Below are 12653 nucleotides of genomic sequence, written 5' to 3'. Positions count from 1 at the left end.
GGTTGATCAGAGCGCGCAGGTGGCGGCCCACTGTTCAAGTGTTTGCCGGTGAGGCTTGATGAAGTTCTCTTCGGTAAAGCGTCCCTGCTTGATTGCCAACTGACTGCGTTCCTCACGGTCATAGACAATCTTCGTCAGTGAGTAGTCCTGGTGCTTCAAACTGGGCTGGTAGACACTTCCTGCTGCGGAGTTGGCGTTGTAGATCTCGGGCCGATAGATCTTCTGGAAGGTCTCCATCGTGCTGATGGTGCCGATCAATTCCAGATCTGTGTAGTCTCCCAGCAGGTCGCCGAAGAAGTAGAACGCCAACGGCGCAACGCTGTCCGGCGGCATGAAGAAGCGGACCTGCATCCCCATCTTGGCGAAGTACTGGTCGGTTGAGGACAGCTCGTTCTGCAGATATTCCACGCCCAGTGCGGGGTGCTGGTTGGCAGTGCGGTGGTAGATCTTGCTGCTCGAGGCACTGATGCAGATCACCGGCGGCTTGTTGAAGTTCTCTTTGTAGACGCGCGAGTTCACGAAGTGCTTGAACAGCTTTCCGTGGAGGTCGCCAAAGTCATCCGGTGCGGCAAAAGCAGCCCGGTTGCTGTTGTAGTCCGGCAACAGCACGCTGAAGTCGTAGTCACGCACATAGGAGGAGAAGTTGTTGCCTACAATCCCTTCGATGCGCGTCTTGGTCTGACGGTCAACGATGGTTGTTTTCAGTATCTCGATCAGCGGGAATGCCTCTGTCTGACCTTCGCCGGACACACCCATCTCGGCTGAGATGATTTCAAGCTCTACGGCATAGCGGTCGCCCATCGGGTTGTCCCAGTCGGCGAGGCTGTTGAAGCGGTTGTCTATCATCTTCAGCGTATTGCGCAGGTTTTCCTGGCGGCTGTTGCCCCGGGCCAGGTTGGCGAAGTTGGTCGTCAGCCGGGTACTGTCCAATGGCTGGTAGTTTTCATCGAAGCAGATGCGCTTGATGCTGAATTCAAAATTGTCTTTCATTGCGGTGCGCTACCGTAGGTTCTGCGGATAGGGTCCAGCACAACGTCATGCTGATTCGGTGGGGGAGTTCAATTTCAGGCAGCTGCGATGGTTCTGTTGGGGTTTGCTGCCGTGCGGCGGGTCAGCTCAAGCACCGGCAATGCCCGTTCGACCGCGAGCTTGGCGCGTTGGATCAGATCCTCGTTGTCCAGCGTGTGACCGGCGAAGTCCCTGTCGGTGGCGTACACGCCCAGCGGCAGCGTGCGTGCCTGGAAGAAACTGAAAAGTGGTCGTAACTGGTGATCGATCATCAGCGCATGGCGCTCACTGCCGCCGGTTGCGGCCAACAGGACCGGTGTGTCGATCAGCGCATCCTGGTCAATAAAGTCGAAGAAGTGCTTGAACAGCCCCGTATACGAGCCGCGGTAGACCGGCGTGGCCACCACCAGCACATCAGCCTGCTCGACTGCTGACAAACCGAGCTCCACCGTATCTGGCAGTTCGCTGCGCCTGACCGTACCGGCAAGGTGAGGGGCAAGCTGGCCCAGCTCGACGAGCTGGGTTTCGCACTGGACCTCGGCAGCAATCAGGTTCGACAAATGCTCGACCAGAGCTGCGGCCTTGGAGGGACGCTGCAGGCCGCCGGAAACTGCTACGACGCGAAGTGGGGGAGGGTGGATCATGTTTGCCTTCATGTGGGCTGGGTCGTCGCCAGCTGAATGGAGCCGCTGCTGAGGTTCGATCCTAGTTGCGGTTTTCCATGAGGTAAAATGGTTTAATTTCACCATTCCATGAAGAAAATTCATTCATATGCTTGAGCGCATCCATCTGAGCATCGTCCAGCAGGTCGAAAAGCAGGGCTCGTTGACTGCCGCAGCGGGCGTGTTGAACCTGACCCAGTCAGCCCTGAGCCACAGCATCCGCAAGCTCGAACAGCAGCTGGGCACCGACATCTGGCTGCGCGAAGGTCGCAGCCTGCGGCTTACCCAATCCGGGCAGTACCTGCTGGCGGTTGCCAACCGGGTGTTGCCGCAACTGGACCTGGCCGAAGAGCGCCTGGGCCAGTTCGCCCAGGGCGAGCGCGGGGAGCTGCGCATCGGTATGGAATGCCATCCCTGCTACCAGTGGCTGCTCAAGGTGGTGTCGCCTTATCTGGCGGCGTGGCCGGACGTGGACGTGGATGTCAGGCAGAAGTTCCAGTTCGGCGGAATCGGGGCGCTGTTTGGCTACGAGATCGACCTGCTGGTCACGCCTGATCCCTTGTTCAAGCCGGGCCTGAAGTTCGAGCCAGTGTTCGACTACGAGCAGGTACTGGTGGTAGCCAAGGACCATCCACTGGCTTCCGTTGCGTACGTGAAGCCGCAGCAGCTGACCCGCGAGGTATTGATCAGTTATCCGGTGGATATCGAGCGTCTGGATATCTACAGCCAGTTCCTGTTGCCTGCGGGCATCACCCCCAGACGGCACAAAGCCATCGAAACCACCGACATCATGGTGCAGATGGTGGCCAGTGGCCGCGGCGTGGCCGCGCTGCCGCGCTGGCTGGTGGAGGAGTATGCAAGCAGGATGGACGTGGTGCCGGTGCGGCTGGGCGCACGCGGCATCGCCAAGCAGATCTTCCTCGGTGCGCGTGAAACGGACACCAGCATCGACTACGTGCGTGCCTTCATCGAACTGGCTCGGCATTCAACCGCAGTGGCTGCTTCGAGCATCGGAAAGGCGGCAGACGATAAGCCACGTCGTTGAACCTAGACCACCGACGCTGCTTGGCGAACACCACGAGCAAGCTGCTGACTGGCGCCTCGTCCGCTCGATCAGAGAGCGGGGCGGAGTGTTCACTTGAAAGCCATTACGGTAAGACCCTTGAATCATCCCGATATGCCCATGCACGTGAACGACATCACCGCTGGTTACTCCTTGGAAGTGAGCGCCAAAGCTCTTCCAGCGCTGACCGCAGCAGCAGCCCGGATCGCATCCGGATCGACTGTTTTCATTCCCTACCTGCCGGGTGAAGACAACGCAGCCCGGTTGGCTGCAGCCGCGACAGTTCGTGGATTGGGCTTTGAACCCATGTTGCATGTACCGGCACGGCGCATTGCCTCACTCGCTGAGCTGGAGTCGTTCATCATTCGTGCGGTTGATGAGGCCGGTGTCGAGCGTTGCTTTGTGATTGCCGGGGACTCGCCAAACCAAAAAGGTCCGTTTGCGGATAGCGCATCATTGATTGAAACCGGCGTGCTCGAACGCTTAGGCATCAAGCTCGTTGGTGTGGCCGGGCATCCGGAAGGTCACCCGGTGATGAGTGAAGGCGAGCGCTGGGAGATGCTTGCGCGCAAGTGCCGCAGCATCGAAAGCCGGGGCATGGCACCGCTGATCGTCACCCAGTTCGGATTTGATGCGGACATCGTGCTGATGTGGTTGGCGGCACTGCGAGAGCGCGGCATCGAGTACCCGGTGCGTGTGGGCGTGCCAGGTCCAGCAGGGGTTGCGGTACTGGCGCGCTACGCGGCGATGTGCGGCGTCAGCGCGAGCGCGTCAATCTGGTCCAAGTACGGTATTTCGATTGGCAAGCTGTTTGGAACGGCGGGACCGGATCGGTTTGTTGATCGCCTGGCCAGCGGGCTGACGGAAGCACATGGAACGGTGAGCCTGCATGTCTTCCCGTTCGGCGGTATCGAAAAGTCCGTGGACTGGGTGGAGCATTACCGCGCCCGTAGCCAGTAGGAACGCAGGAGAGGCACCAAACAACGCCGCAGCCTATGAGGTGGTTGCGCGTATGTAAGTATGAGCAGGGCTGGCCAAAGAGTCAGGTGCCGCGTGTGTCCGACCATTGCCAAGTTCATCTGCGACCGGGTCGCGCTGCCCGCTTGACGATCCGAGCAGCGATGGCATGACCCGGATGCAGCGCCCGGGCCAGAACCAAGGCTTCGCGTCGGTTGCTCGCGCGAATCGGCTCGACGAACGCTAGTTCCTCGGCGTACAGGATTACCGCATCGGCGGAAAAGCGCTGCTGCGACTTCTGTTTCAGGAGATCCTGGAACAACGCTTCCTTGCCTTGGTGCACCACCGTGACCAGGTAAGTGGGCTTTGCCATCAGCCCGCTACCTGTAGAAGTAAGCAGGCGCCGCGCAGACTCATCCTTCGGCATCCTCAGTGCCGTAGAACTTTACCCCGAAGCGGATCTTGTCGCGCCCCAGATCACGTCGATGGCGATTGCTGTCGCGCAGCGAATACACGCAACCGCAGTATTCCTGCTGGTAGAAATTCTCGCGCTTGCTGATTTCGATCATGCGCGAGCTGCCGCCGCCCTTGCGCCAGTTGTAGTCCCAATAACTGAGTCCGTCGTAGGGAGCAGCGGCGCGATGACCGCAGTCGTTGATCTGCGCCATGTTCTTCCAGCGCGAGATGCCCAACGAGCTGGTCATGACCTGGAAGCCATGCTCGTGCGCATACAGCGCACTGCGTTCAAAGCGCATGTCAAAGCACATGGTGCAACGGATGCCGCGCTCGGGTTCGTTCTCCATGCCCTTGGCCCGCGCAAACCAGTTGTCGGTGTCGTAGTCGGCATCAACGAAAGGCACGCCGTGTTTCTCGGCAAAGCGGATGTTCTCCTGCTTGCGGAGCTCGTATTCCTTCAATGGGTGGATGTTGGGATTGTAGAAATAAATGGTGTAGTCGATGCCCGATTCGACGAACGCTTCCATCAGCTCGCCCGAGCAGGGCGCACAGCAGGAGTGCAGCAGCAGCTTATGCTCGCCGTTGGGGAGAACCAGCTTTTCACGGCTGCTGGTCATGTGGTTGCTGTCATCAGCTTGATCACGCTGGAGAAATCCAGTCCGCCATTGCCTTGGCGGCTGTTCATTGCGTACAGATTGCGGGCCAGCTCTCCCAGGGGAATGGTGGCGCCCATTGCCACCGCCGCTTCGGCTGCTAGCCCTAGGTCTTTGAGCATCAAGTCGTTGCCGAAGCCACCGCTGTATTGGCGCGAGGAAGGCGCGTTCTCAAGTACACCAGGCCACGGATTGCAGACTTCGGTGGCCCAGCTGCGGCTGGTGCTGACGGCCATCATCTGGGAAAGCGCTGCCGCATCCAGCCCATGCGCCGCGCCTAGCGCCAGCGCTTCGCCAGTGGCGGCCATGATTACGCCCAGCGCCATGTTGTTGCACAGTTTGGCCACCTGGCCGGCACCGCTGCCTCCCATGTGGAAGATGTTCCTGCCCATGGCGGACAGCACCGACCGGGCGCGCTCGAGTGCATCGTTGTCGCCGCCGACAATGAAGGTCAGCGTGCCGGCAACCGCACCGGCGGTGCCACCGGAGACCGGCGCGTCGATCATGGCCAGACCATGCGCTGCCGCACTTTCTGCCAACTTTCGTGCAGACGCTGGTGCAATGGTGCTGCAATCAATGATCAGGGCGCCGGCGGCAATGCGGGCCAGCAGGCCTGCGTCGCCGAGGTAAAGCCCTTCTACATGGCGGCTGGCCGGCAGCATCGAGATGACGATATCGGCATCAACAACCGCTTCGGCGGCGCTGGGCGCGGCCGTGGCGCCGGTGGCAACGGCGGTCGCGATCGAGGCAGGGGAGAGGTCGAAGACATTCAGCAGATGGCCGGCCCTGACCAGATTGGCGGCCATAGGGCCACCCATGTTGCCAAGGCCGATGAAGGCAATGCGGGACATAACTGTTTCTCCGTCAGCGGCCGAGATCGGCCAAGGGATGTGCGTCGGCTGGCCATGGCGCGGCAAAGAATGCCTCCGCCCAGACCGATGTTGCGGTGGCCAGCGTTGCCGGCTGCCAGCGTGGGCTGCGATCCTTGTCAATAAGCAACGCACGGATGCCCTCGGCAAAATCACCGTGTGCCGCGCAGTGCAGGGCGACGGTGTACTCAATGCGGAAGATGTCGGCCAGCGACAAGGCTGCGGCGCGCTGCTGCAACTCGTAACCCAGGCGAGCAGAGCCTGGAGAGCCTGCGGCCAGCGTGGTCTGCGCAGTGCGCAGCCAGGGATCGTCACCGGCATCGAGCGCGGCAATAGCGCCGACAATCGCCTCCAGTGTGTCGTGCGCGCAGATGGCGGCTAGGCGCGGTGCGTTGAGCTGTAACGGTCCAGGTGAGGTAGCTTGGGTAAAGCGAGCGAGCACTGCATCCAGCTGTGCATGCTTGCCGTCGGCGATCCACGCTTCCGCTGCCAACGCCTCGAATACGTCACTGCGCCGTGCTTCGGGAATGAACACGTCGGCCATGCCCGCGTGGATGGCATCGCCGGCGTCCAGCGGCGCGCCAGTGAGCGCCAGGAACAGACCGGCACGCTGTGGCACGCGATGCAGCAACCAGCTGCCACCCACGTCCGGGAATAGTCCGACCGTGATTTCCGGGAAGGCCAGCTTAGAGCGTTCGCTGACAACGCGGTGGCTGGCCCCGGACATCAACCCTATGCCGCCGCCCATCACGATGCCGTGGCCCCAGCACAGTAAAGGCTTGGGGTAGGCGTGGATGTTGTAATCAAGCCGGTATTCGGTTTCAAAGAAGGCTTCTGCGTGAGGATTGCCGCGCGGGTCGGCGAAGGCATCGCCTTCCCAACGATTGCGCTGCTGGTGCTCGCGCATGCCGCGATACAGGCCATGCAGGTCGCCGCCTGCACAGAAGGCCTTCTCGCCCGATCCCTGAAGGATGACCAGGATGATGCTGTCATCGCTCGCCCATTGGCTGAGTTGCGTGCTCAACAGCCCTGCCATCTCCAATGACAGGCCGTTGAGAGCCTTTGGTGAGTTCAGCGTGGCGATGCCCAGGCGCATACCATTGCTGGTAGCGCGTTCCTCGAACAGAACCGGTGCCTCGGTAGCATCCGCGTTCATGCGTTCTTCCATTGCGGCGCACGCTTTTCGAGGAAGGCGTTGACGCCCTCGGCCTGATCTGCGCGGTCGAACAGATCGACGAACGCTTCGCGCTCGGCAAGCAGCGCGGTGGTGTGGTGCTGATTGCGGGTGGCCTGCACCAGACGCTTACAGGCCGCCACGCTGCTGGGGCTTTGCTTCCCCGCCTGCTTGGCCCAATCGAGAGCGCGTGCCTTGGCCTGGCCTTTGGGGACCACATCTTCGACCAGCCCAATCCGGTACGCGGTGCTGGCATCGACGCGCTCACCCAATAGAATCATGCGCTTGGCCCAACCTTCACCGAGCAGACGCGGCAGGTTCTGGGTGCCACCGGCGCAGGGCAGCAGGCCAACGGTCGCTTCGGGTAGCGCCATCTGTGCCTGTTCTTCGGCGATGCGCAGGTCGCAGGCAAGGGCGCATTCCAGCCCGCCTCCCATTGCGTAGCCGTTTATCGCTGCGATCGACACACCGCGGAATGCGGCCAGTGCTTCGAATGCGTCCCCGAAGCGGCGTGCGGCTTCCCGTGCCAACGCCTTGTCGCCACTGGCGAACTGCTTGAGGTCGGCACCGGCGCAGAAGAACTTTTCGCCTTCGCCAGTGACAACCAACGCATAGATGCCATGGTCTTCGTCAAGCGCCTTGATGAGCTCACGTAGCGCTGTCAGGCTATGCACCGTCCAGGTGTTGGCCGGCGGGTTGGACAGGGTGACCACGGCCGTGTGGTCGTCGATCTCCAATTTCAGACCAGCCCATTCACGGCTGCGGTAGTGATTGTTGGCGGCAACGGTCATCGCAATTCCTCTTCGGTATTCAACAGATGTCGCGCGACGATCACGCGCATTATTTCGTTCGTGCCTTCCAGAATCTGGTGTACGCGGCAGTCGCGCAGCAGGCGCTCGATGGGGTATTCGCGCATGTAGCCATAGCCGCCGTGCAGTTGCAGGGCGTCGTTGCATACGGAAAATCCGGCATCGGTCGCGAAGCGTTTGGCCATTGCACACCAGACGCTGGCATCGCTGGTGTGTGCATCGAGCTTGCTTGCTGCCGTATGCACCATCTGCCGCGCGGCAACCAGTTGGGTTGCCATGTCGGCCAGTTTGAACTGCAGTGCCTGGAAATCGGCAAGCTGCTTGCCAAACTGGCGGCGTTCACCCAGGTAGCGGCGCGCGGCGTCGAGTGCACCCTGCGCCGCACCCAGCGAGCAGGCCGCGATGTTGAGGCGGCCACCGTCCAGGCCCTTCATGGCGATTCTGAAACCTTCGCCTTCTTTGCCCAGCAGGTTGGCCGCCGGCACGCGCACGTTTTCGAAAGTGACGCCGCGTGTGGGCTGGCTATGCCAGCCAAGTTTTTCCTCCTTGCGGCCGTAGATGACACCGGGGGAATCGGCGGGGGCGGCGCAGGCGCTGATGCCGCCTGCGCCCCCCCCGCCGGTGCGCGCCATGACAACCAGCATGTCGGTCGCGCCAGCCCCGGAGATGAAGGCCTTGCTGCCATCCAATAGAAAGTTGTCGCCCTCACGTACTGCGCGGGTCCGCAGCGAGGCGGCATCAGAGCCCGAATCTGGTTCGGTCAGGCAATACGAGGCCAGCTTCGCACCACTGGCTAGCGCCGCGCCCCATGTTTCACGCAGGGCAGGGAGGGCATGTGCGGTCAGCATCCACGTCGCCATGTTGTGGATGCTGATGAAGGCGGTAGTCGATGGATCGGCCGCTGCCAGTTCCTCGAACACGATGGTGGCGTCGAGCCGGCTCAGCCCACTGCCACCGGCGGCTTCGTCCACATACAGCCCGCAGAAGCCCAACTCGCCAGCCTTGGCAATGGCGTCGCGGGGGAAGATGCTTTCGGCATCCCACTGCGCAGCGTGCGGGGCAAGTTCGGCCAGCGCGAAATCATGCGCGGCCTGACGGAAGGCGAGCTGGTCTTCGCCCAGCGGCGGCGGCAGTACGGCGTGCAGGGTCATGACGGCGGCCATCACTTCAGGTTGATCGTGGTGTTGACGCCATGGGCAGCGGTGTCGTCATCGAACCAACGTGCGGTCACCGTTTTGGTCTGGGTATAGAAGGTAACCACCTGCTTGCCATAAGGGCCGAGGTCGCCAAGTTTGGACGCACGTGAACCAGTGAACGAGAACAGCGGAACCGGCACGGGAATGGGTACATTGATGCCAACCTGGCCAGCGTCGATCTCTTCCTGGAATTTGCGCGCCGCTGCACCGCTCTGGGTGAACACCGCAGTGCCATTGCCATTGGGGTTGCCATTGACCAGTGCGATAGCATCTTCCAGCGTTTCCACTTCAAGTATCACCAATACAGGGCCGAAGATTTCCTCGTCGTAGATGCGCATGCCCGGCTTCACGCCAGAAAAAATAGTGGGCCCGATGAAGTTGCCGCGCTCGAAACCAGGCACGACCGGTCTGCGCCCGTCGAGCTCCAGCGTCGCACCCTGTTCCAGTCCGGAGGCGATCAGCGCCTGGATGCGTTCGCGGGCGGCGCAGGAGATAACAGGGCCGACATCAGTGCCTGGCTCGGTGCCAGCATTCACTTTCAGCGTCTTCGCCTTGGCGACGAGGTCGTGCAACCAGCCGCGTGCCTCAGCCACCAGCACCACGGTCGACGCTGCCATACAGCGTTGCCCGGCTGCGCCGAAGGCAGCTCCGGTCATTGCGTTGAGGGTCTGTTCCTTGTTGGCATCAGGCAGTACCACAGCATGGTTCTTGGCGCCCATCATGCATTGCACGCGCTTGCCGGCCAGTGAGGCACGGTTGTAGACGTGGGTGCCGACCCGGGTGGAACCGACGAACGAAATTGCCTTGATATCGGGGTGATCGCAGATCGCATTGACGACCTGCTCGCCACCGTGGACGACATTGAGCACGCCCTTCGGCAGGCCGGCCTCCAGGGCCAGCTCGACCAGCCGCATCGTCACCATCGGATCCTGTTCCGACGGCTTGAGCACGAAGGTGTTGCCGGTAGCGATCGCCATCGGAAACATCCACAGCGGGATCATCGCGGGAAAATTGAACGGCGTGATACCGGCGCATACACCCAGTGGCTGCAGCAGGGTATAGGTATCCACGCCGTTGGCGACGTTGTTGGCCATCTCACCCAGCTGCAGATTGCCGATGGCGGCGGCGTGCTCGACCACTTCCAGGCCACGGAACACATCGCCCTCGGCATCGGGCAGGGTCTTGCCCTGCTCGGCGGTGAGAGTGGCGGCCAGCTCGCCCATGTGTTCACGGATAAGCTGCTGGTACTTCAGGAAAATGCGCGCGCGGGTGCCAATAGGCGTCCTGCGCCAGCTCGTGAAGGCCTCTTTTGCAGCAGCGACTGCCGCGTCAACTTCAGCGGTGGTGGCGAAGGGAACCCGCGCCAGCACTTCCTGCGTTGCCGGATTGACCACGTCAGACCATTGGGTACTGCCGGACTCGACAAATTCTCCGTCGATCAGCAGCTTGACCGTTGCGGCATTGACCGCAACACGATGCATCTCATTCATTTCCCGTCTCCAAATCGCACACCCGCGAACAAAGGCGGGGTGGGGGACAGGACAAGATGACGGGCACAGACGGCGGCCCAATCAGCTCGCCGAGTCGCCCACCGCAACGCCCGAGATGGATGTCTTTCCAGACATCCCGCACAGGCCGGTCTCCGGGCTTGCGAGCGATGCATGACGCATCAATCCGACACCTTCCCGCGCCAAGCGCAGTGGTCATCCGTCGGGCTTTCTCGCCTACCGTTGCGGGGGCAGCGCCGGCATCTGACCGGCTTCCCGTTTCACCCTGCGCACCATGACGGCGGCAGGACACCTGTGATGTAGCGGAGTCTAGGAGTTGGTATCAAACGAAAGCAAGCTGCAATGCGCAATGGCGGTTCAGCGTCGCGAAACGCAACGAAACCACCCAATTGAACGATTTGAGGGTGTGAATCTCGAACAGGTGTTGGTTGCCCGGAATGGATAAAGCGACGCGTGGCCCGATAGAAGATCCGTACAAAAGCTGGGAAGATCTACACAAGCCAGAGGTCATGAGATCACTCGATCGCGCGTAACGTTGTTAAAACTGACGCGATAAGGATTGCAATCATTGCGCCATAAACAAAGACCATGGCCACCACGAGTTCCAACAAGGTGGCACGCTTTTCCTTCCAGATGAAGCGCATTATTCCCCAAAGTCGCGGATACCCGTGGATCGATTCGGACTTGAGTCGATCACGCTCTTGCGCTATCGCGGCGGAATGACTGAAAGCGTTGCCCATGAAGTTGTTGATAATAGCGATAGCCGCTACGACGCATATCGCCGAAGCCGTGGGCTAGTATCAATGCTGTCGCTCGAATTGTTTCCTGCGTGGCATTACTCAGCGGTGTCTGCGTTGAGGAAACCAGCACCTGGGTGAGTTCTCGGCGGGGTCATTGTAACTAAGCCATGGCGGTGCGCAGCTCATCCAGGAATGCGTCCACCTTCGCTTCCTCGGTGGCCCAGGAAGTTACCAGTCGGATCACAGAGTGACCCGCATCCGCCTTGTCCCAAATGTAAAACGCAAAGCGTTTCTGCAGCGCGCTCACTGCACGGTCGGGAAGAACCGCAAACAGCTGATTGGTTTGCGCTTCGGCCACCAACTGGCCGCCAGCCTTCAGAATTCCATCTCCCAAACGTGTTGCCATGGCGTTTGCATGCACGGCCAGTTCGAAGAACAGATTCCTATCTCCGAAAAGTGCTTGGAACTGGATGCCGAGCAACCGTCCTTTGGCCAGCATCCCGCCGCGTTGCTTGAGATTGAATGCGAAATCTTCTGTGAGGGCCGGATTGACAACCACAATAGCCTCCCCGAGTAGCGCGCCCACCTTGGTCCCACCAATCCAGAACAGGTCGACCAACTGAGCGATATCGGCCAGAGTCATGTCGTTTTTGCGGGAAGCCATTGCGGCGCCAAGTCGCGCGCCATCGAGGAACAGGATCAGCCCATTGGCCCGCGCCAACTCGGAAATCTCCTTCAGCTCACCCAAGGTGTAGACAGTCCCGGTTTCGGTCGCGTTGGATAGGTAGATGAGCTTGGGGCGCGCCATATGCGGGAAGTGCGCATTGGAGGCCAAGGCGCGCTTTATCTCGACAGGAGTGATCTTGCCGTCGACTGCTGGAACCGTAATGAGCTTGTGGCCGGTGGCCTCTATCGCGCCGGCCTCTCGCGTCACGATATGACCCGATTCGACACAGATAACTGCCTCATGTGGCCGCAGGCAGCTCGCAATGGAAACGATGTTCGCCATGGTTCCGCTGGCCACAAAATGCACGGCGCCGGCGAAACCTGGCCCAAGCTGAGCTGCAATCAGAGCCGCCGCGTCAGCACTGTATTCGTCGGCGCCATAGGCGGTCTGCTGGCTCAGGTTTGTCGCGACCAAGCGCTGGAGGATTTCTGGATGGGCGCCCTCGCTGTAGTCGTCTAAAAAGCTGAATTTGGTCATGTCGGTTGGTCTTGCTCAAAGGGGCTGGGCGCACCGGTCAGGGCAAAGTGGTCGCGGACCTGGCCGGTGGATGTTGCATACGATAGGTCCCGCGCCGACCGGTGCCGAACGAGAAATATGGACGCGAGATGTGAATTAAAGTAACAATCCATCCATGTATCGACCGCCCTCTCTGCGAACCCTACTGGCACTGGAATCTGCGGCTCGACTCCGCAGCTGGGTTCACCCCCGAAATCACGGACAGTTATGAAAGGGTTGAGAACTTCAGATCGCGCTTGGCGGTCCTCCGTCGCATCCGGCGGTTGTGGAACCGCTCAATGTATTCAAACACATCGGCTTTTGCCACATCGAGTG

13 protein-coding genes and 1 riboswitch are annotated in these 12653 nt (G+C 60.8%); of the genes, 2 read left to right on the top strand and 11 right to left on the bottom strand.

Translation table 11 applies throughout. From position 1 onward, the window contains the following. Positions 1-6: 6 nt before the first annotated feature. Positions 7-990, bottom strand: a complete 984-nt coding sequence (locus ACVOMB_RS13350; protein ID WP_481531616.1) for a DUF1852 domain-containing protein — start codon at positions 988-990, stop codon at positions 7-9. A gap of 74 nt (positions 991-1064) precedes the next feature. Further along, positions 1065-1652 carry an FMN reductase gene (gene msuE, locus ACVOMB_RS13345; protein ID WP_481531615.1) on the bottom strand — a complete coding sequence of 196 codons (588 nt, stop codon included), beginning with the start codon at positions 1650-1652 and terminating at the stop codon, positions 1065-1067. 127 nt (positions 1653-1779) lie between these two features. On the opposite strand from msuE, the gene ACVOMB_RS13340 reads away from it, so the two are divergent. Continuing rightward, positions 1780-2715, top strand: coding sequence for a LysR family transcriptional regulator (locus tag ACVOMB_RS13340; protein ID WP_481531614.1), 936 nt, complete (start codon positions 1780-1782; stop codon positions 2713-2715). 132 nt (positions 2716-2847) lie between these two features. Continuing rightward, a complete protein-coding gene (locus ACVOMB_RS13335; RefSeq protein ID WP_481531651.1) occupies positions 2848-3693 on the top strand; it encodes a methylenetetrahydrofolate reductase in 846 nt (281 codons plus the stop codon). A 115-nt stretch (positions 3694-3808) separates the two neighbouring features. On the opposite strand, the gene ACVOMB_RS13330 is transcribed toward ACVOMB_RS13335, so the two are convergent. The 9 genes from ACVOMB_RS13330 to ACVOMB_RS13290 form a co-directional block, all read right to left on the bottom strand. Then, positions 3809-4063, bottom strand: coding sequence for a hypothetical protein (locus ACVOMB_RS13330; protein ID WP_481531613.1), 255 nt, complete (start codon positions 4061-4063; stop codon positions 3809-3811). Positions 4064-4103: 40 nt separating this feature from the next. Beyond that, a complete protein-coding gene (locus tag ACVOMB_RS13325) occupies positions 4104-4763 on the bottom strand; it encodes an epoxyqueuosine reductase QueH (protein WP_481531612.1) in 660 nt (219 codons plus the stop codon). After that, a complete protein-coding gene (mmsB, locus tag ACVOMB_RS13320; RefSeq protein WP_481531611.1) occupies positions 4760-5650 on the bottom strand; it encodes a 3-hydroxyisobutyrate dehydrogenase in 891 nt (296 codons plus the stop codon). The genes ACVOMB_RS13325 and mmsB overlap by 4 nt, the downstream gene beginning before the upstream one ends. Before the next feature lie 13 nt (positions 5651-5663). Continuing rightward, positions 5664-6824 (bottom strand): enoyl-CoA hydratase/isomerase family protein, encoded by a 1161-nt coding sequence (locus ACVOMB_RS13315; protein ID WP_481531610.1) that lies wholly within the window; start codon positions 6822-6824, stop codon positions 5664-5666. Then, positions 6821-7633, bottom strand: coding sequence for an enoyl-CoA hydratase (locus ACVOMB_RS13310; RefSeq protein ID WP_481531609.1), 813 nt, complete (start codon positions 7631-7633; stop codon positions 6821-6823). The genes ACVOMB_RS13315 and ACVOMB_RS13310 overlap by 4 nt, the downstream gene beginning before the upstream one ends. Then, positions 7630-8802, bottom strand: coding sequence for an acyl-CoA dehydrogenase family protein (locus ACVOMB_RS13305; RefSeq protein WP_481531608.1), 1173 nt, complete (start codon positions 8800-8802; stop codon positions 7630-7632). The genes ACVOMB_RS13310 and ACVOMB_RS13305 overlap by 4 nt, the downstream gene beginning before the upstream one ends. Positions 8803-8813: 11 nt before the next feature. Next, a complete protein-coding gene (locus ACVOMB_RS13300) occupies positions 8814-10328 on the bottom strand; it encodes a CoA-acylating methylmalonate-semialdehyde dehydrogenase (RefSeq protein ID WP_481531650.1) in 1515 nt (504 codons plus the stop codon). A 135-nt stretch (positions 10329-10463) separates the two neighbouring features. After that, a riboswitch (cobalamin riboswitch) is annotated at positions 10464-10666 on the bottom strand. Between the two features lie 204 nt (positions 10667-10870). Then, positions 10871-11095: a hypothetical protein gene (locus ACVOMB_RS13295; RefSeq protein ID WP_481531607.1), complete on the bottom strand. Its 225-nt coding sequence runs from the start codon at positions 11093-11095 to the stop codon at positions 10871-10873. Between the two features lie 160 nt (positions 11096-11255). Continuing rightward, the gene (locus ACVOMB_RS13290; protein ID WP_481531606.1) at positions 11256-12299 is read right to left on the bottom strand and encodes a threonine aldolase family protein; all 1044 of its coding nucleotides are present in this window, start codon (positions 12297-12299) and stop codon (positions 11256-11258) included. Positions 12300-12653: the final 354 nt, after the last annotated feature.

The organism is Stenotrophomonas sp. STEN018 (assembly GCF_056760235.1).
This window is presented reverse-complemented; position numbering and strand designations above follow the sequence as displayed.